This is a genomic window from Pseudohalocynthiibacter sp. F2068 (assembly GCF_023015645.1).
Classification (GTDB): Bacteria; Pseudomonadota; Alphaproteobacteria; order Rhodobacterales; family Rhodobacteraceae; genus Pseudohalocynthiibacter; species Pseudohalocynthiibacter aestuariivivens.
Genome location: NZ_JALKAK010000001.1, coordinates 23,155 through 42,593 on the forward strand (window position 1 = coordinate 23,155; position 19,439 = coordinate 42,593).

Consider the following 19,439-nt stretch of genomic DNA (forward strand, 5'->3'; position numbering starts at 1 on the left):
TTTCGTCAACTGTTTACAGATTGCAGCAGCCGGGGGAATGCGTAATGCCGCCATGGACCGGGGTTATCACCGAAGAAGAAGAGCTCCGCTACGCATCTGCGGGGTTTGGCGGGGCAGGCGGGTTTGGCAGCCGCCCGGCGCTGCTAATAATCGACGTGCAGTATCGCACCGTCGGCACCGACCGGAAGCCTTACTGGGAGGCGATCAAGGAATATCCAACCTCCTGCGGCGACGTGGGATGGGATGCCGTAGACAAGATCACGCCGCTTTTGGCGGTGTTCCGGGCCAGAGAGTTCCCGGTTCTCTATCCGCATGTGGCCCCCAAGAACGCCGCTACCGATGGTGGGCGTCTTGCCCAGAAGATCCCGTCGATCATGGGGATTGATGCCAAGGGCTATGAGTTCGTCGAGGATATCGCCCCGGTTCCGGGCGATGTGGTTTTGCCCAAGAAACACCCCAGCGCCTTCTTCGGAACGCCCCTGACCAGCCATCTGATCGATCTGGGTGTCGATACGCTCGTTGTGACGGGCTGCACTACGTCTGGTTGCGTACGCTCTTCGGTAACGGATGCCTTTGCGCTCAACTTCAAAGTCATTGTGCCGGAAGACTGCGTCTATGACCGTGCGCCAACTTCCCATGCCGTCAACTTGTGGGACATGAACGGCAAATACGCGGACGTCATGCCTTCGGCGGACGTGATAAAAACCCTGAATGGACTGGAGACCGCGTCATGAGTGCTGCTGATATTGAAACTGCACTGGCGCAACTGGTCGCTTTCACCAGCGGAACCGAATGGGCGGATATACCCGAGCCCGTGCAAAAGCGAGCCACACTTGTTCTTTGCGATGACATAGCCGCGATGGTGGCCGCGCGGGGTGAGCCCGAGATTGTTGCGCTCCACGATGGTGTCGCCAAAAGCGCGGGCCAGCCTGAGGCCACGGTGTTCAATGCGCGGGGGCAGCGGTTCGATCGCTACTCGACCGCTCTGGCCAATGGCTGCGCTGGGGACTGGGCCGAGCTGGACGAGGGCTATCGCCGGGTGATCTGTCACGCGGGGGTCTATTGCCTGCCGGCCTTGCTCGCCGAAGCCGAGGCCGGGAGGCATTGCACGCAAGACCTGCTGCACGCCTTGGTGATCGGCTATGAAACCGTGGCCCGTGTGGCGCGGGCCTTTACCTTTCCGAACCTTGTCCTGCACCCCCATGGCAGCCTCGCCGCTGTCGGGGCCGCAGCGGCGGTCTCGGCCTTGCGCCGCGTGCCTCAGGACATAGCGATCGGGGCGATCTCCAGCGCCGCGACGATGGTTTTGCCGGGCCCCTATACCCACCCAATCCAGGGCTCGCTGGTGCGCAACGTCTGGCCGGGCATTTCTGCCCAAACCGGGCTTCGCGCGGTCGATTGGGCGGCGATTGGCATTCGTGGTCTGCCCTCGGCGCTGCACGACGTCTACACCGATGCATTCGGGGCGGCGGCGGATGCCGAGCAACTGAGCGGCGGTCTGGGCGAGGCTTGGGCGATCTCGGACGGCTATCACAAGGTCTTTGCCTGCTGCCAATACGGCCACGCCACGATTGAGGCCACAAAGAAGCTCCTCCAACAAGTCCCCGTCGAACGTGTCGCGGCGATCCATTTGGAAACCCACGAGAAAGCCCGGATCATGGACAACCCTGACCCGGATACGACGATTGCCGCGAAGTTCTCAATCCAGCACATCGCTGCGACGGCAGCGGTCCATGGCAGTGGCGGGGCGGAAGCGTTTTCGTCCAACTCGCTGCACATCCCTGAAATCATGGCGCTACGCCACAAGGTCAGCACCTCGCCTTACGAGCCGCTGCCCGACTGGCCCAACGACCGTCCTACGCGTGTGACGTGGACGCTCGACGATGGTTCAACCCTTACCGAAGAGGTCATGAGCGCGCGCGGTGGCCCGGACCTGCCCTTCACGCCGGATGAAATCCGCGCAAAGATTCACGGCATTGTCGATGGTCCTTACCCCGCGATGGGCGCCGTCGTGGATGAGCTGCTCGATCTTGAATCGGCTGCGCTGTCGCGGCCTTGGGATGAGACCGTACGCGGTATGACAGGGGCATGAGCGAGACGCTTGATCTGCTGGTCATTGGGGCTGGCGCCTGTGGGCTGGCAGGCGCTATCGCCGCCCATGATGCTGGCGGAACGGTTGCCATTCTGGAGGGGCGCGACCGACCGGGCGGTAATTCCGCACTCTCAACCGGGTCGATCCCTGGCGCGGGCTCCAAATATCAGCGTGCGGCTGGCATCGAGGACAGCCCCGAGCGGATGGTCGAGGATCTGATCCACGTCGCGGGGCATCATGATGCGGATGATCTGACGGAGATGATCGCCGCCGAATGCGGCCCGCTTTGCGAATGGCTGATTGATGACCTAGGCGCGCGGATGGAGCTGATCACCGCCTATCGCCATGTTGGCCACTCGGTCGAGCGTCTGCACGCGCCCAGGTCCCGGCGCGGACAGGACCTCGTGGACGATCTGCTGCGCTTCGTGGCGGACCGGGACATTCCCATCGCCGTGGGCAACCGGGCGGAGGCCTTGCTGGTGGAAGACGGCCATGTTGTGGGAGCCGTCGTGGGGGGCGAGCCCATTCGCGCCCGCAAGGTGCTGCTGGCCACGAACGGGTTCGCCGCCGATCCGACGCTTGTGGCCGAGCATTGCGCCGAGATCGCAGCGGCGGAGTATTTCGGCGCACCCGGCAGCACCGGCGATGCTGTGCGTTGGGGGCAGGCGCTCGGCGCGGCTTTGGGCAATATGGGGGCCTATCAGGGCTATGCGGCTGTGGCCTATCCGCAAGGGCAACTCCTGTCTTGGACGACGTTGGAAAAGGGTGGCGTCTTGGTCAGCAAGACGGGCCGCCGGTTTGGCAACGAAGATCTGGGATACTCGGGCTTTGCCTCGCACGTGATGAAGCAGGGTGCGTTCGCTTGGGCGATCTATGATGCGCGCATCCATGCGGTGGCGGAAGCCGAAGAAGAATACGCCGAGATGTCCGCGATGGGCGCGGTAACATGGGCCGACACGCCAGGGGGGGTGGCCGAGGCGGTTGGACTCGACTCCGCCGGGCTGGAGGAGACGATTGCGGCCTATAATGCAGCGGCGCGCGGCGAAGGGCAGGACGCCTGCGGCCGGACCGCTTTTTCGATGGCTCCGCTCGAAGCGCCTTTCGCGGCCGTCAAGGTCAAGCCGGGACTCTTTCACACGCAGGGCGGTTTGCTGGTGGATACCAAGGCACGGGTGCGCAAGGCGAGTGGGGGCATCGTGCCGAACCTCTTTGCCGGTGGCGGCGCTGCGGCGGGCATCAGCGGGCGCGATGGCGCACTGGGCTATGCCTCGGGCAATGGTCTGATCACCGCGCTTGTGCTTGGTCGTAGGGCTGGAATGGTCACGATGGAAGAAATCAAGGCCGTAGCATGACCGGGGCAGAGCGGATCGCTGAGTTTGCAGCGCGCACCCTGATGGAGGGCGTGCCACAGCTGGTTCTGGACGCTGCGCACTTGCACCTTCTTGATGCGTTGGGCGTTGGGATCGCCTCCTCGACCGTCGTGGGCAACACGGATTGGGCGGCGGCAGCGCCTGCAGGATCGGCCAGCTTGCTGTCCGGTGGAACCGCTGAACCGGGCGCTGCGGCGATGATCAACGGCGCGCTGATCCATTCGCTCGAATACGATGACACGCATATCGGATCGGTCGTGCATGGCAGCGCGGTGGCAGCCCCTTTGGCGCTGGCTGTGGCACAGCTGGCTGGCGCATCCGGGCGTGATCTGATCCTCGCCTATGTCGTTGCGTGGGAGGTTGCGATCCGCATTGGGCTCGCGGCCCCGGGCGCGTTTCAGGCGCGTGGGTTTCAGGTCACCTCGGTTGGCGGGGCGATCGGTGCGGCAGCGGCAGCGGCGCAGGTCCTGGGGCTGAATCACGAGCGTGCGGTTTCGGCTATCGGGATTGCGGGCGGTCAGGCCTCCGGCACGCTCGCGTTTCTGGCCGATGGCGCGACCTCAAAGGCGCTGAACCCCGGATGGGCGGCGCGCACTGGGGTCGAGTCTGCGCGTCTGGCGCAAGCTGGTATGACGGGCCCGGCATCGGTTCTGGAAAGCGCTTTCGGGGTCATGAACGCCTTTGCCGGGGGCGGGGAAGGGCTCGACCACCAACTTGCTACGCTTGGGGAGGACTGGCTGCTGCCACAAGCGGCCTTCAAACTTTATCCCTGCTGTCACTACATTCACCCGTTTCTGGAGGCCTTGGAGCAGGTGATGGCGCAGGGGGGTGTGGCCGCCCATGACATCACGTCCCTGACGGCTTTTGTTCCGCCTCCCGTCGCTCCGCTGGTCTGCGAGCCGTGGTCGCGCCGACAAGCCCCTGCCTCAGGCTATGACGGCAAATGGGGGCTCGCATATTGCATGGCGATGATGCTGGTGGAGGGACGCGTCGATGTGGCGAGCTTCGAGAGCGCGCCGCGCGAAGAGGTTATTGCCGTAGCGCAGAGGATGGTGTGGAAGCCGATGCAAGCGCATGGCTTTCCCGAACGCTTTGCGGCCCGGATCGAGGTCGAGACACCGCAGCGGCAGGTCAGCGCCGAGGTAAATCAGGTACGCGGCGCGCCAGACCGGCCCGTGGAGGGCGCGGATATTCGTGCCAAGTTCGCCGGGAACGCGGAGCGCAAATTCAGTCCGGCGCGGGTCAGCGATCTGGAAGGCACGGTCCTCAATATCCATGCAGCCCGCGACACAGGGTGGCTCGGCACACTTCTGCGCACCTAGTTCATCAGGTTCGGCAGAAAGAGCACGATCGACGGGAAGGCAATCAGCAGCCCCAGCGTGAAGACGTCCATGATCAGGAACGGCGTCACCCCGGCAAACACCTCTTCCAGTCTCAATGGGACGGGCGAGGCAGATCGCACGACATAGACATTCAGGCCTACGGGCGGCGTGATCAGACTGATCTCGGCCAGCTTGATCGCGATGACGCCCAGCCAGATGGGATCGTAGCCAACGCTCGTCATGATCGGGAACATCACGGGCAGGGTCATGACCATGATGGCGATGGGGTCAATCAGCATCCCCAGCAGAAGATAGAGGGCCGCGAAACCAAGGAGGTAGGCGATGGGCGAAAGCTCCAGCGCGAGCATCCAGTCCGAGATGTCGCCGACAAGGCCTGTGTAGGTCAGGAAGCGCGCGAAGATGATGCCTCCGATGACGATGATGAAGATCGTCGAGGTGGTGATGCCTGCGTCCTTGAAGGTCTCGACCAGCATCTTGAAATTCAGTTTGCGCTTGGAAGCCACGATCAAAAAGGCCCCGAACGCGCCCACAGCTCCGGCGTAGGTCGGTACGAAAAAACCCAGATAGATCCCGCCAATGACAAGCAGGAACAGGAATGAGATGCCCCAAACGCCCTTCAGCGACTCCCATTTCTCGCGGCGTGTGATCGTCACGTCCGGAATCGGGGCAAGGTCCGGGCGCGCCCTGGCGACCAGATAGATACCACCCATGTAGATTGCCGCCGACATCAACCCCGGGATTAGGCCCGCCACCAGCAGACGCGCTACGGATTGTTCGGTGATGACTGCGTAAATGATCATCAGGATCGAGGGGGGGATCAGCGAGGCCAAGGTGCCCGAAGCCGCGATACAGCCCGCCGACAGGCGCTTGTCGTAGCCGAATTTTGTCATCTCCGGCATGGCCATCTTGGTAAAGACTGCGGCATTCACGATGGTCGAGCCGCAGGCCGCGCCGAAGGCCGCCGAGGCTAGCGTGGTGGCCATCGCCAGACCGCCTGAGATCTTGCCCAGCCAATTGTAGGCGGCTCGGTATAAGTCCGCCGTTAATCCCGCTTGGGTCGCAAGCGCCCCCATCAGGATGAAGAGGGGGATAACGGCAAGCGTGAAGGAATTTGTCGTCGAAAACGGCACCGTGGCCAACTGCGCCAGGGCCGCGTTCTCGTTGATCGTGATGAAAATGCCAATAAAGCCACTCAGACCGAGCGCAACACCGATGTGCACGCCGGTCGTCAGGAGAAAGAAAAGGAGACAGGCGACAATTACACCCGAGGTCGCTGGATCAAACATTAACCGTTACTCGACTTTCTGCAAGATGCCGAGCGGGTCGTTTTCGAGCCCCTCGCCGGTTTTGATGCGAATTAGATCTTGGATCAGATGCAGCGTCAGTTGGAGGATCATCAGCGCGCAACCAGCCGCGAGAGTGAAACGTGCGGGCCAGAGCGGGAAGCGGATCAGGCCAACGGTGGCCTCTCCGATCTGGAGGGAATACTGGGCTTCGGAAATAGCCTGGGACAGGATTAGGCCAAAGAACGCCATGGCGGCAAGGTCGGTGATGACATCCATCACTGCGCGCACCCGTGGGGGCATCTGGAAATAGACGAGCTCGACCCGTATATGGGCGCGCCGTATCTGCGCATAGGCCAGCGCACCAAAGACGATCAGAACCATCGTGCTTTCGGTCAATTCGCGGGGGCCGGGCACCGGGATCAGCAGTATCTGGGTGCCAACAATGTCAGCCACGCCAAGGAACATCGACATCAACATGCCAACACCGCCAATCATCAGCACGACGAGGGCGAGGCGTTCGACAATTCGGGAGATCAATTTCACGGGGGTGCCTATTGTCGGAGAGCGGTGGCGGGCAAAAACACCCGCCACCAAGTTTGATCTTAGTCAGCGTCGATGATCGCACGCCAGTAGGTGGCGACCTCGGTGGCCTCATCGCCCATTCCACGCGAGGTCATATCATCGACCCAGTTTTGCAGGAGGTCAGGGGCTGCGTCTTTCCACTTTGCCAGTTCTTCTGTAGGGAAAGGCTTGATCGTGCCACCGGCTTCGACGATGGCCGCGCCAGCTGCTTCTTCGGCGACTTCGATGTTGGTGATATAGGCTTGGCCCGCTTTCGTGGCCTCTTCCTGAATAATCGCCTGATCATCAGCCGAAATCGACTCCCACACATCTTCGTTGATCACGATCAGGTGGCCGGTGATGGCCATGACCGGACCACAGCTGTAGGGGCCGGGCTCATAGAGGCGGTTGGACAGGATGTTGCCGCGGTTCAGGAACGAGTAATCCAGCGATCCGCGTTGAAGGGCTTCGTAAACATCGCCCACGCCAACCGAAACCGGCACAGCGCCGATGGCCTCATGCGCTTTGGGGATATCGGCACCAAACGACCGGATCTTCTTGCCTTCGAGGTTCGCGACGCTGTCGCAATTCTCGTCTGCGCCGGTCAGGTAGTAACTGCCCAGGGGTTGGTGGAACAGGAACTTGACGCCGAACTTCGACAGCTCTTCTTGGAAGTAAGGCATGTCCTGGAACGCCGCAGCGGAGATTTCCATCGCCTGACGCGGGCTCTCGAAGACGAAGGGTATCTGATAGGCGCGCCAGAACAGCAACTGGTCGGCGTAGTAGCCTGGCACGACCGAGGCCATGTCGATGGCACCACGGCCTGCAAGTGTCATCACCTCGTTGCCGGCCCCAAGACCGCCTGCGAAGGTGATCTCGACGGTCACGCGACCCTCGGTTCGAGCGGTGACGGCTTCGGCAAAGTCTTTCTCGGCCTGAAGGAAGGCAGAGTCACCCAAATAGTGGCCCCAGCGCAGGGTCACATCCTGCGCACTCGCGGCGCTGGCGGCGAGAAGCGCTGCTCCGACGATGCTGGTAAAACGGTTAAACATGAACGTCTCCCTAATTAAATGCCGCCATTCCGGGGCGGTCGGTTCGTGGTCAGTGAAAACCTGATCGGGACAGAGGAAGCACCTGTTACTTGACCACGAAGCGCGTCACCCTGCGGCAAACGACATAGTCCGGAAAGATGCGCCTTCCAGTGAAAAGATTACCCCCTCAACCAATCGGTCAACTGTTGACAGTTTTGCGAACTTGACAAAGACTTGTCAACGACGACGTTCGTTTTAGGGAGAATTGATTGTGAGCAGCTTGCGAAAAGATGCCGATACGGCCTTGCCGCAAACGCCTGCTGCGGAAGTCCGATCAATCCTCGACAAACTGGCTGCCCGTGCGTCCTGCCGGGACTTTGACAGTAGCCTGATCGCACCTGAAATTCTGGAAGACATCGTGCACGATGGCGTCGAGGCGCCCTCGTCCTGCAATCAGCAAAACTGGCATTTCATCATTGTCACCGACCCGGCCCGAAAAAAGCGTGCGCGCGAAATTTCCGGTGGGAACCATCACTTTGCCGAGTGCTCGGCACTGATCTACCTGTGTTTCCAGAAGGGCTGGACGCATGGCAATTTCTCCATCGTACAGTCGGTTGCCGGGGCCTGCTATCACATGATGCTCTCGGCGCATCTGCGCGGCTTCCAATGCATTTGGAATGCAGGCATTGGGGATCATGTCGCACTGCGTGAAATGCTGGATTTGCCCCAGACATTCGATGTGATCGGCGCGCTTGCGATTGGTCGAGCAAAAAGCACAGCGCCCAAAATGAAGGCACCGCGTAGATCGGTGGAAGAGATTTTCTCGTGGGAGCGATTCGAGCGCCCCGAAGCCAGCCTCTATCCGGTAAAAGACGCCGCTGTTTATCCGTATTGGGAAATCAAGAACGATTCCAACCCCTTCGCGCAATGGGACCCGAGCGCCTGGAGCTGGGCTCAGATCGCGGATTTCCGCGGCTATTCGGTCTGGGCCAAATCCCCTCTTGCGGGGGTCTATGTCTCGCGCCGGCAAGGCGATGCGTTGGAAGCGGAACATGCGCTGCTGCCGGATGCGCAGTCCGGTGCGCGGGTTGCCGAGATCATGCCATGGGGCGGGACCACGACAACGGCCCTTTTGGAAAAGCTGGGGTCGGATGTTTACCTGTCGGTGGCGGAGTTGTCGAAGAACAACCTAAGCTTCATAAAGGAACGTCTGCGCCGCGAAGGGCATGATCTGGGCCGTGTTACTTTTGATCTGATGCACGATGGCAAGCTGCCCTATGCGGGTGCCTCCATTGATCTGGTGGTTTTACCACAAGTGCTGGAACACATGCCGGACCCCAAAGCCCTGCTGGACGAGGTGGGCCGAGTGCTCGCGCCGGGCGGGTCATTCGTGGCCAGTACGCGCAACGCAGACTCGTCCTACGGTGCGCTGTGGCGCGATCAGGAATCAAAGGCGCAGGTTCCAAATCAGGGGCCGTTCACTCTATTGCCCGCAAAAGACGTGGCCGCGTGGGTCGCCGCTCGGTTTGAAATCGACGAAGAGGTTGGGATCGGTGCTGAGGCAACCGGCGACGCCGCTATCCTGACAGGCGCAGCGCGCTATTCCGGCCGGATCTATGCGGTGCGAGCCCACCGTGTTTGAGCGCGCCTCACCTCAACTCACGGGCAACAAACAGCCCGGCACCCACTGCGTCGTCCTGCAACGCGCCATCACGCAAGGCAAAACGACCGCGCGACAGGGTGTGGACGACGCGCGCGCTCATCCGTTCGCCTTCGTAGATGGAATAGCCCGCGTCGGTGCCCAGACTGTCCTTGCTGACCACCCAGTCGGCGTTCAGGTCCACAACCGCGATATCGGCATCCGCACCGGGGCGCAACGTGCCCTTGGCGTTCAGCCCCATGCGGCGTGCCGGGTTCTCGCTGACAAGGGGGATGAGTTTGTCGAGGGGCAGCCCGCGGCGGTCGTACCCGTAGGTCAGCAGGGCGGGGAGGAAGGCATCAAGCCCCGGAAAGCCGGGTTGCGCCTTCCAGATGTTGCCGTCCTTGCAACTGATCGGCCGGTGAATGTGATCGGTCGCAATCGTGTCGATATCTCCACGCGTAATCGCAGCCCAAAGCGCCTCGCGGTCTTCGGGCGCGCGCAGCGGTGGGTTGACCTTGCCGACCGCCCCGATTGCGCTGGTCGTGTCATGGGTCAGATAGTGCAGGCAGGTTTCGATACAGACCTCGGATCCGGCAGCGCGCTGGCGCAGGGCTGCATCGAGCGCTTCGCCAGAGGAGGTATGCACCGCATGAACCGGGGTTCCGGTGATGCGCGCGAAAAAGGTCGCGCGCGACAGGGCATCGGCCTCGACAAACGGCGGGCGGGTGGCGTTCCACGTCGCCAAGCCGTTATTGCCCTCGGGATCAGCGGCGGTGACACGGTCGCGCAGAACCCACGCAACTTCGATGTTCTCCGGGTGCGGGCAGAGCAGGCCGTTGTTGGCCGCCAGCACCTCCAACAGACGGAAGAGAAACCCGTCATCCGTGCCGGGAAGCCCAAGGCGCGCACCCTCATTCCCGCGAATATTCATGAAGAGCTTGGCACTGGGGGCACCGCGTCCGATCAGGTCGGGAAGTTCGGCCAATTGGTCCTCGGTTGCGATGACGAAATGAAAGCCGAAATCGACCCGTGCCCCGGCTTCGGTGATCTGGCAAAGCTCATCAAAAACAGGTATGTAGGGATCGGCGCTCATCACATAAGAGATGAGCGCCGTCACACCGCCAATGGCCGCGGCCCCGGTCTCGCTTTTGGCATCTTCGGGCACGCGTGGGCGGGCTATGTCCATGCCATGCCCCAGGTGGATATGCGCATCCACCGCGCCGGGCAGCACCGTCAGCCCGGTTACATCGATATCCTCGCGCGCATCGCCCGCGCCGGGGGCAGCAATCGCGGTAATTGTGCCATCCGTGACCAGAACATCGGCCGACTGCAGGCCCAACCCCGGCAGGAAAGCAACGCCGCCTCTGAGTGCAAGATCCGCTTTGTGGGCCATGGTCCGTCTCCTTCAATAGGGACTGTACCATGACATTGGAGCGTGTGCCTTATCAACCCATCACCGACCGGCCCCGGCTGACTTGGCCAAATGGCGCGCGTGTGGCTGTCTGGGTTGTATCCAATGTCGAGCACTACGAATACCTGCCGCCGGCGACGGGCGGGCGCGATGCTTGGCCGCGCACGCCGCACCCGGACGTGCTGGGCTATGGCTTGCGTGACTTTGGAAATCGGGTCGGGCTTTGGCGGATGGCTGAGGTGACCGATGATTTGGGGATTCCGCTGACGCTCTCGCTTAATCTGGCGAACTGGATGCATTATCCTGAGATTTTCGAGGCCTCCGAAGCGCGTGGCTGGGATGTGATGGCTCACGGCCTCTATAACACGCGCTATCACTGGGGCATGCCGGAGGAGGCTGAGCGCGAGGTGATTGGCGAGTGCGTCGATATCTACCGCTCCCTGACGGGGCGCATGTTACGGGGCTGGTTCTCGCCCGCCGCGACGTGGACGCATAATACCCCAGACCTCGTCGCAGAGGCCGGGATCAGCTATTACTGCGACTGGTATCACGACGATCAACCCACTCCGATGAACGTGCGGCAGGGCCAGTTGATCACGCTGCCCTATCAGATGGATATCAACGACGCGATGGTCTGGCGGCACCATTTCGAGGCGGAGGATTTCGCCCAGATGGTGATCGATCATTTCGACACGCTCTGGCACGAAGGGGCGGATCAGGGTCGCGTTGTTTGCATCGTGCTGCATCCCTACATCATGGGTCAGCCGCACCGCATCCGGGCGCTGGAACGTGCACTGCGCCATGTCGTGGAGCACGATCAAGTGTGGATGACCACAGGTGCTGAGATTGCGGACTGGTATCTCTCGGATGCGTGGAGGCAGGCCGCATGACCATCTCGGCAGGCATGGACCACAATCTCTATCCCTATCGCGGGGTGCCCCAACGCGCCCCGCTCGCGTGGCCGGGGGATGCGCGAGTCGCCTTCGCGCCGGTGGTCTATCTGGAGCATTGGCCGATGGAATCGACCCCGGACGGCTATGTCGATCCCCGATTCCGCGACCCCTATGGCAAGTTTGAGCCGGATTACCGAACCCATACATGGCGGGAGTACGGCAGCCGGATCGGGATATTTCGGCTGTTCGAGGTTCTGGACAGGCACGGTCTGACGGCGACACTGGCTCTCAACGCCTCCGCCGCTGCGCGATACCCCGCGCTCATCGACGAAGCCCTGAGCCGCGGTTGGGAGATCGCTGCGCATGGTGAAGTCGCCGACGCAATGGTCACCTCGCGGATGTCGGCCGACAAGGAAAGCGCCTTGATCCGCCGCTGCATTGACGTGCTCGAAGCGGCCACGGGCAGTCGGCCCAAAGGCTGGATCGCGCAGGATTTTGGGGAAAGCACGCGCTCAATTGGCCTCTTGGCCCAAGCGGGCTTCGAATGGGTGGCGCATTGGCCCAACGATGACCAACCCTATTGGATGACTTCGTCGCCGCCGATCGTCTCGGTGCCGCAACTCTCCGAACTCGATGATGTAGAGTGCCTTTGGCACCGTCGCGTCCCTACACCGCGCTGGCCTGCGATGTTGGAAGAGGCGGTGAACGTGTTGGCAGGCGAAGCCGGGCGGGTCGCAGTTATCGGTCTGCATCCATGGCTTTTCGGAATGCCCCATCGTATTCGCTATCTGGACGAAGGATTGGGGCGAATCATTCAGACTAAGGGCCTGTGGGCTACGCGTGTCGGGGAAATCGCTGCACATTTTAGATCGAGACAGGCCAAGGAGGATGAGTTGTGAGCGAATCGAACGAATCAGAGCGTCTTGTTGCGCAAAACCTGTCCGGGCTTGCTCTCGAACGCCTTGAGAAGGCCATCATGGAGGGCGAACTTGGCCCCGGTGAGCGGCTCAGCGAAAGCGGACTGGCACGCCGGTTCGGGATTTCGCGCGGCCCGTTGCGCGAAGCCATCGGACAGTTGGAAGGTCGCAAGCTGGTCACGCGTGTTTCAAATCAGGGCGCGCGGGTCGTGTCGCTGTCAAATGAGGATCTGCTCGACCTTTTGCAGGTGCGTGAAAGCCTTGAGGGAATGGCATGCCGCCTTGCCAGCCAGAACATGAACGAAGCCGATCTGGCGCGGCTCGAGGACATGCTGACGGCGCATGAGAAGGCGGACGCCATGCGGACAGGGCGTGGGTATTTTCAGGGTCCTGGAGATGGCGATTTCCATCAGGTCATTCTCGCGGCCTGTGGCAACAGGCGGCTGACGGGCATGCTGGGCCATGAACTTTACTCGCTGCTGCGCCTCTATCGACATCGCCTGTCGATGCGTCCCGGTCGTCCCGCTGAGGCGTTGGAGGAGCATAAGCGCATCGTGGCCGCCTTGCGCGCGCGCGATCCCGATGCCGCCGAAGCCGCTATGCGGGCGCATTTGCGCAGAAGCCGGTCAGCGGTTGAGGACTGGATGACAGATGAGGAGTTGCACCAATGACAGGCAGCCTAGCCGATCGCCGCAAAGCCTTCCGGGCGCGTATGGATCGCCGGGATGCAATGATCCTTCCGGGCGCAGGCAATGCGCTGACTGCAAGGGTGATCGCCGACCGGGGATTTGACGCGGTCTATGTCACCGGGGCGGGCATTGCGAACACCTACCTGGGCGCGCCGGACATAGGGCTTGTCACCTTGACTGAACTTGTGGGCACCGTCTCCGCCATTGCCGAGATCACCGACTTGCCGCTCATCGTCGATATCGACACCGGGTTCGGCAATGCCATCAATACGCAACGCACTGTCCGCATGATCGAGCGCGCCGGGGCCGCTGCGATGCAGATGGAGGATCAGGTTTTCCCCAAGAAATGCGGCCACTTCGCGGGCAAAGCTGTGATCCCGCTTGAGGAAGCCGTTTCGAAGGTCAAAGCCGCCGTCGATGCCCGCGAAGATGCCAACACCCTGATTATTGCGCGCACCGATGCCCGCGCCATCCACGGGCTGGAGGCTGCGCTGGATCGCGCCGAGGCCTTCATCGAAGCCGGGGCCGACATGACATTTGTCGAGGCGCCCACGTCCGTTGAAGAAATGCAGGCGATCACCGCGCGTCTGAGCGTCCCGCAGGTCGCCAATATGGTTGTTGGTGGCAAGACACCGCTGACCGCGCAGGCCGATCTCGTCCGGCTTCGGTTCTCGATGGTGCTTTATGCCAACACCCCGCTGCAGGCGGCCATGCGCGCGATGAGTGACGTGCTCGGCGCGCTCAAGGCCGATGGCGATGTCAGCGGCGTGATCGACAAGCTGGCCGATTTTGAAGAACGCCAACGCCTCGTAGACAAGGATGGCTATGACGCGCTCGAGGCGCGCTACAAACTCGACTGAACCAGAACCGCCCCAAGCGCCGTAGCAACGGCGGCTTGGGTCGGATCGACAACCGGGCGTCCAATCGCCGCTTCAAGCCCGGCGCGATGGGCCGAAAGCCCCGCGCAACCTAGGACAATCACATCCGCATGGTCCTCGCGCACCAGCGTTTCGGAGACCGCCTCCAGCCGCGCAAATGTCTCCGTGCCCGAAGCTGTTTCCGCCACTGACATGTTCAAAGGACGCTCGACCACCATCCGTTCCAGCACGCCCATGCGGCGCAGATACTTGCGGTGCCGCAGGATCGACCCGTCCGATAACGCGATCACCCCGATCCGGTCGCCGCGCGCCATGGCCGTCAGAAACCCGCTTTCCTGCATCCCGAACACCGGGGCAAGGGTCGCTTCGCGCGCCGCATCAATGCCAGGATCTGAATAGCAAGCTATTACCACGGCAGAGGCATCCGCGCGCGCGCGGATCATCGCCAGCAGCGGTGGGACAGCCGCATCGCTGTCGGCCTGGCTTTCGATCCCGAACGGGCCTTCGGGCACGGTGACGCATTCGATGGGCGGGCTTCCCGCTATGCGAAACGGCTCCATCGCGGCGTCCAGACCGGCGGTGACGGCGGGGTTCGAGTTCGGATTGATGACAAGGATCGGGCCGCTCATGGCAGGATCGCCCCGAAATTCTGGGTCGGGTCCAGCTCTGGGACCGGCTGTCCGGGGTGTCCGGTCGAATCAACCGGCGCCCGCTTCACAAACTGGCCAGAGCCGGGTTCCGCGATCAACTCGCCCTTATCGACGATGCGGCGACCCCTGCCCAGCACGGTGACCGGTCGGCCCGTCACCTTAATCCCGGCAAAGGGGTTGTAGTCCATCGCATCGTGCATCTCGTCTGCGAACCATGTCTCGTTCGGGTCCCAGATTGCAATGTCCGCATCGGCCCCGATCGACAACGAACCTTTGCGGGGCAGCATCCCATAAATCTGCGCGGCGTTGGTCGAAGAGAGCGCCACGAACTGGTTCAGACTGATCCTCCCCTTGGTCACGCCTTCGGAGAAGAGAAGTGGCAAACGCATTTCGATCCCTGGCATCCCGTTGGCGATTTGGCGGAAACTGATATCGTGCCCGGCGTTGAATTTGCCCGTTTCGTCATAACGATAGGGCGCGTGGTCGGAGGAGACCAGCGACAGCGACCCGGCCTGCACGTGCTGCCAGAGCGCCGCTTGTGTGGACGTGTCGCGCAGGGGCGGCGAGCAGATGAACTTCGCCCCCTCCATATCCGGTTTGTCCAGATCCTCACGGGTCAGGAACAGGTATTGCGGGCAGGTCTCAGCCCAAACCTGTCCGCCCTTGGCACGGGCATTCGCCACGAGCTCGGCCCCAACCTGGGTAGAAACATGGACGATGAAAAGTGGCGCTTGCGCCAGCCGGGCCAGCGAAATAGCCCGATTGATCGCCTCTTCTTCTGCCAGTCCGGGGCGCGAGGGGGCGTGGTAGCGCGGGGCCACGTTGCCGCCTTCGACCATGCGGCGGGCCATCCAATCAAGCATGTCGTGGTTTTCGGCATGCACCATGGTCAGCGCGCCGTGGCGTCCGGCCACCGATAGAATATCGAGGAACTGCGCGTCCGACACCCGCGTCGCATAGGTCATGAAGACCTTGAATGAGGTGACGCCCTTGGCAAAGACTTCCGGCAATTCGGCCAGAACATCTGGCGTCGGGTCGGTCAGGATCAGGTGATAGGACCAGTCGAGCACGGATTTCGGCACTGCGCGACCGTCATAGGTCTGCATGGTTTCGGCAAGGCTCTGGCCGGTCTTTTGCGCCGCAAACGGGACAAAACAGGAGTTGCCCCCGAACGCTGCCGAGATCGAGCCCGACTGGTAATCGTCCGAGGTCATCACGCCCATGCCGCTTTCCTGCGCGATATGGCAATGCGCCTCGATCCCGCCGGGCATCACGATGCGATCCGTTGCGTCGATCACATCCTCGGCGTCTGTCACCGCCTCGGCAATCGTGACGATGCGCCCATCTCGGATACCGATATCGGCGCGGAAAGTCTCGGTTGCGGTGGCAAGTAGCCCCCCGCGAATGGCGAGATTATGACTCATGGTTCAGCCCTTTGTTCCGTCGGGATAAATCACACCGGTCTGGCCAGTGATGCGGCCGTAATGTTCAGTCCGGCGATGGCGTTTGAAATCAAAGATCGTGGCTTTGCCGAACTTCGTTGCATCCATATCGCAGGCATGGACCAGCAATTCATCTCCGTCCGTTTTCGCCTTTTGAACGATCATGCCGTTCGGCGCCACGATGATGCTACCCGCAAACAAGGGATGGCCGTCCTCATCCCCCGCTTTGGCCACGGCAACCACCCAGGCGGAGTTCTGATAGGCCCCGGCCTGACAGCAGAGATCGGAGTGAAACTCGCGCATCGAGGGTGGCTCGTCCGGGTTTTGCGAATTGGTGGTGGGCGTGTTGTAACCAAGCATGATCAACTCGACACCTTGCAGCCCCAGTTCACGGTATGCCTCGGGCCATCGCCGGTCATTACAGATCAACATTCCCATCCACGCGTCCATGTTGCGGAACACTGGAAAGCCCAGATCGCCGGGTTCGAAATAGCGCTTTTCCAGATGCTGGAAGGCGCGGTCCGGGTCGAATTCGGAGTGGCCGGGCAGATGGACCTTGCGGTATTTGCCGACTATGTTCATGGCCTGATCGGTGAGGATCTGGGTGTTGAAATGCTGCCCCTCCGGTGTCTTTTCCGCGTAGCCAAAGGAAATGGCGACATTCGCTTCCCGAGCGCGGTCAAACATGGGTTGTGTGGCGGCGTTGGGCATTTCGGTTTCGAACCACGTGGCGACCTCGGCTTCGTCTTCCATATACCAGCGCGGGAAGAAAGTGGTCAGGCAAAGCTCGGGGAACACGACCAGCGTGCAGCCTGCGGCGATAGCCTCATCCAGCAGCGCGATCATGCGTGCCACGACCGCGTCGCGACTGTCGGCCTTCTGGATCGCACCCATTTGCGCCGCACCAATGACTATTTCTCGCATAACTGTCTTCCTCTTCTCTGCCTATCGGGGGGCTTGCGCCATGTCTGTAAATAAGTCGTCCAAGGTCTCGGCTGTGCCAAGCGCCATGATCTTGTCCCAGATGCCGATCGCAGCGTCTTCGCGCCAGAGACGTGTGGTTAGGGATAGGTATTTCTCGCGGATTTCATCGGGCGGATAGGGGTCGGACCAGTCGCCGCGATTCGTCTCGGTCGCCGCTTGAAGCACCTCGCCAGATTTCAGGGTCAGCGTGATCCGGGCTGGGCGCTTGTTGGGCAGAAGAGCGGTCAATGCCGGGTCTTCGACCACCTTCACCCGTTGTGCCAGCGCAAGGATTTCAGGGTTTGTGACATTAGGCATCGTGAAGCTGTCGACGCCTGTCGAGTCATTGACCAGCGCCGATGCCATGGCGAAGGGGACCGAGAATTTTCCCGCGAGCACGTTCTTGGGGACCGGGTCGTCCAACCCGACGGCGAGGGAATAGGTCTCGACCAGAACGCTCTCGACCGCGCGGTGATCCAATCTCTCCGGACCCGCACGCAAGCTCGCCAGAGCATCGAGGGCGGCGTGATTGTAGCGACAGCACGAATGCATCTTGAAATAGTTGCGGCTGACTTCCCAGCGAGTGCCCAGGCCTTCCGCAAACGCGGCCTCGTCAAAGCTGTCGGACACCACATGCCCGAACACCTGCGCCACACCGTCATGATCGCCGGTATAGCCCGAGGCGATCATGTCGCCTGCGAGCACGCCCATTTGACCCGAGACACCTGCGAAGACGTTTCGCACCGTGCCGCCCTCCAGCATTGTGCGCCGGGACGTGGACAAGCCGAGGCTGGCCGAAAGGCTGATCGCGTGGCGCATCTGCTCGGTTTGGGCACCCTGCAGGCGTGCCACCGCGGTCGCCGCACAGATCGCGCCCCAAGTGCCATGAGGATGCATTGCCGTGCGCAGCTGCGTCGCAATCCCGACCCGAGCGCCCACGTCATAGCCTATGGCAATGGCTGCCAGCAGGTCCGCGGCACTGACCTGCCCATTTGCCGCTGCGAGCGCGGCGGGTACGGTGTGCATCCCGGGATGACCTTTGCAGAACTGGTTGCCCTCATCCATTTCCAGCGTCGTGCCCGCCGTGCCGTTCAAAAGGGCGGCGGTGCCTGCTGGTCGTGTCTCAAACGTGCCGATCAGCAACGCCGGACCGCTGCCGGTCTGGCGGCTGGCAAGCGCCGCGACATCCGGCTCGGCCGCACCGCCAACAATTGCACCGATGCAATCGGCAAGGATTAGGGCCGTGCGCTCGGTCACCTCAGGTGGAATGTCCGATGTTGCCGTCTGCGCTGCGAAGGCCGCCACTTGCCCCAGACTGTCCATCCCTTGCCTCGCCTTCGTTTTCCTGATTGCGTGGCAGAATAGGCGTGCGATGGGCGGGCCTGCAAGCAATTAGGAGATTTTCATGAAACGGGTTCTGGTGATCGTCCCCTTTCCCATGAGCGAAGAGAACCGCGATCAGCGCCGCGAACAGCTCAATTCGGTCGAACTAGGTCCCGATATCGAGTTTGTCTTTGAGTCCGTCCGCGTCGCCCCGAAAAACTATGTCAGTGCTTCGGATATGGCGCTGGCCGAGTTTGGGGCCTTGGAGGCGGGGCTGGAGGCCGAGGCGCGTGGCTTTGATGCGGTCTGTATCGACACGATGTCCGATAGCGGCATGGCTGGGCTGCGCTCGGAATTGTCGATCCCCGTGATTGGCCCGGGGCGGGCGTCAGTACTGATGGCGATGATGCTGGGCCACCGGTTCTCGATCATCGCGATGTGGCCGCATTGGCAGCATCTATATCGCAAGACGGTGATGGAGTTGGGGGTTGACGCGCATTGCGCCTCGGTGCGCTGGATCAATGCTTTGCCTGATAACCAATCGCTGCTGGCAGGCAAGGAAAGTGATATCTTCCCGGCCCTTGAGGCGGTTGCGCGGCGCTGCATCGACGAGGACGGCGCCGATGTGATCCTGCTGGGCTCTACCACGATGCACCAGTCCCACGCTTACCTCGCCGAGCGTTTGCCGGTGCCGGTCGTGAATCCCGGTCCGCTGACCTACAAACTGGCTGAAACCGTGCTGGGGTTGGGCCTGACCCATAGTCGTGCGGCCTATCCCGCCACGCTCGCCCCACGCCGGGATGTGATCCACGCGATGCTGGACGCGGCAGCAAAACACGACCGTTAGACAATAGCATCTTGCGTTAATGATATATAGTTATAACATTAATGCATGATCACAATTGATTCTCCCGTTTTGTCGTGACCAACGCGGCTCACTCCTCTACC

18 protein-coding genes are annotated in these 19,439 nt (G+C 61.8%); 10 read left to right on the plus strand and 8 right to left on the minus strand.

From position 1 onward, the window contains the following. The first annotated feature begins 44 nt into the window (after positions 1-44). Genes MWU63_RS00140 through MWU63_RS00155 form a run of 4 tightly spaced genes read left to right on the plus strand, consistent with a single transcriptional unit; the run spans position 45 to position 4,784 of the window. Positions 45-734 (plus strand): isochorismatase family protein, encoded by a 690-nt coding sequence (locus tag MWU63_RS00140; protein ID WP_247076579.1) that lies wholly within the window; start codon positions 45-47, stop codon positions 732-734. Then, positions 731-2,092 carry an MmgE/PrpD family protein gene (locus MWU63_RS00145; protein ID WP_247076581.1) on the plus strand — a complete coding sequence of 454 codons (1,362 nt, stop codon included), beginning with the start codon at positions 731-733 and terminating at the stop codon, positions 2,090-2,092. The genes MWU63_RS00140 and MWU63_RS00145 overlap by 4 nt, the downstream gene beginning before the upstream one ends. Continuing rightward, positions 2,089-3,444, plus strand: coding sequence for an FAD-binding protein (locus MWU63_RS00150; protein WP_247076583.1), 1,356 nt, complete (start codon positions 2,089-2,091; stop codon positions 3,442-3,444). Before MWU63_RS00145 ends, MWU63_RS00150 begins: the two co-directional genes overlap by 4 nt. Next, on the plus strand, positions 3,441-4,784 hold the full coding sequence (locus MWU63_RS00155; RefSeq protein WP_247076585.1) for an MmgE/PrpD family protein: 1,344 nt from the start codon (positions 3,441-3,443) through the stop codon (positions 4,782-4,784). The genes MWU63_RS00150 and MWU63_RS00155 overlap by 4 nt, the downstream gene beginning before the upstream one ends. Here MWU63_RS00155 and MWU63_RS00160 read toward each other — a convergent pair. From MWU63_RS00160 to dctP, 3 genes are read right to left on the minus strand one after another with little or no spacing between them, the layout of a single operon-like run. After that, the gene (locus MWU63_RS00160; RefSeq protein WP_247076587.1) at positions 4,781-6,091 is read right to left on the minus strand and encodes a TRAP transporter large permease; all 1,311 of its coding nucleotides are present in this window, start codon (positions 6,089-6,091) and stop codon (positions 4,781-4,783) included. The two genes, MWU63_RS00155 and MWU63_RS00160, sit on opposite strands and share 4 nt — an antisense overlap. 6 nt (positions 6,092-6,097) lie before the next feature. Further along, positions 6,098-6,634: a TRAP transporter small permease gene (locus MWU63_RS00165; protein ID WP_247076589.1), complete on the minus strand. Its 537-nt coding sequence runs from the start codon at positions 6,632-6,634 to the stop codon at positions 6,098-6,100. A gap of 59 nt (positions 6,635-6,693) precedes the next feature. Next, positions 6,694-7,704 carry a TRAP transporter substrate-binding protein DctP gene (gene dctP, locus MWU63_RS00170; protein ID WP_247076591.1) on the minus strand — a complete coding sequence of 337 codons (1,011 nt, stop codon included), beginning with the start codon at positions 7,702-7,704 and terminating at the stop codon, positions 6,694-6,696. A gap of 250 nt (positions 7,705-7,954) precedes the next feature. On the opposite strand from dctP, the gene MWU63_RS00175 reads away from it, so the two are divergent. After that, complete coding sequence (locus tag MWU63_RS00175) at positions 7,955-9,325, plus strand: nitroreductase family protein (RefSeq protein ID WP_247076593.1); 1,371 nt, start codon at positions 7,955-7,957, stop codon at positions 9,323-9,325. A 7-nt stretch (positions 9,326-9,332) separates the two neighbouring features. Here MWU63_RS00175 and MWU63_RS00180 read toward each other — a convergent pair whose 3' ends face one another. Continuing rightward, a complete protein-coding gene (locus MWU63_RS00180) occupies positions 9,333-10,718 on the minus strand; it encodes a dihydroorotase family protein (RefSeq protein ID WP_247076595.1) in 1,386 nt (461 codons plus the stop codon). 29 nt (positions 10,719-10,747) lie between these two features. Here MWU63_RS00180 and MWU63_RS00185 point away from each other — a divergent pair, with 29 nt between their 5' ends. From MWU63_RS00185 to MWU63_RS00200, 4 genes are all read left to right on the plus strand, one after another. Next, on the plus strand, positions 10,748-11,626 hold the full coding sequence (locus MWU63_RS00185) for a polysaccharide deacetylase family protein (RefSeq protein WP_247076597.1): 879 nt from the start codon (positions 10,748-10,750) through the stop codon (positions 11,624-11,626). A gap of 125 nt (positions 11,627-11,751) precedes the next feature. Further along, on the plus strand, positions 11,752-12,528 hold the full coding sequence (locus tag MWU63_RS00190) for a polysaccharide deacetylase family protein (protein WP_247076598.1): 777 nt from the start codon (positions 11,752-11,754) through the stop codon (positions 12,526-12,528). Then, on the plus strand, positions 12,525-13,217 hold the full coding sequence (locus tag MWU63_RS00195; protein WP_247076600.1) for a GntR family transcriptional regulator: 693 nt from the start codon (positions 12,525-12,527) through the stop codon (positions 13,215-13,217). The genes MWU63_RS00190 and MWU63_RS00195 overlap by 4 nt, the downstream gene beginning before the upstream one ends. Further along, positions 13,214-14,095: an isocitrate lyase/phosphoenolpyruvate mutase family protein gene (locus tag MWU63_RS00200; RefSeq protein WP_247076602.1), complete on the plus strand. Its 882-nt coding sequence runs from the start codon at positions 13,214-13,216 to the stop codon at positions 14,093-14,095. Before MWU63_RS00195 ends, MWU63_RS00200 begins: the two co-directional genes overlap by 4 nt. Here the strand turns inward: MWU63_RS00200 and MWU63_RS00205 are convergent. The 4 genes from MWU63_RS00205 to MWU63_RS00220 are packed head-to-tail and all read right to left on the minus strand — an operon-like array spanning position 14,080 to position 18,491. Next, positions 14,080-14,742, minus strand: a complete 663-nt coding sequence (locus MWU63_RS00205; RefSeq protein ID WP_247076604.1) for an aspartate/glutamate racemase family protein — start codon at positions 14,740-14,742, stop codon at positions 14,080-14,082. The two genes, MWU63_RS00200 and MWU63_RS00205, sit on opposite strands and share 16 nt — an antisense overlap. Beyond that, positions 14,739-16,187 (minus strand): dihydropyrimidinase, encoded by a 1,449-nt coding sequence (gene hydA / locus MWU63_RS00210; RefSeq protein ID WP_247076611.1) that lies wholly within the window; start codon positions 16,185-16,187, stop codon positions 14,739-14,741. The genes MWU63_RS00205 and hydA overlap by 4 nt, the downstream gene beginning before the upstream one ends. A gap of 3 nt (positions 16,188-16,190) precedes the next feature. After that, on the minus strand, positions 16,191-17,129 hold the full coding sequence (locus tag MWU63_RS00215; protein WP_247076613.1) for an N-carbamoyl-D-amino-acid hydrolase: 939 nt from the start codon (positions 17,127-17,129) through the stop codon (positions 16,191-16,193). Between the two features lie 21 nt (positions 17,130-17,150). Continuing rightward, complete coding sequence (locus MWU63_RS00220; RefSeq protein ID WP_247076615.1) at positions 17,151-18,491, minus strand: MmgE/PrpD family protein; 1,341 nt, start codon at positions 18,489-18,491, stop codon at positions 17,151-17,153. Between the two features lie 82 nt (positions 18,492-18,573). Here MWU63_RS00220 and MWU63_RS00225 point away from each other — a divergent pair, with 82 nt between their 5' ends. After that, positions 18,574-19,338 carry an aspartate/glutamate racemase family protein gene (locus tag MWU63_RS00225; protein ID WP_247076624.1) on the plus strand — a complete coding sequence of 255 codons (765 nt, stop codon included), beginning with the start codon at positions 18,574-18,576 and terminating at the stop codon, positions 19,336-19,338. Positions 19,339-19,439 lie beyond the last annotated feature (101 nt).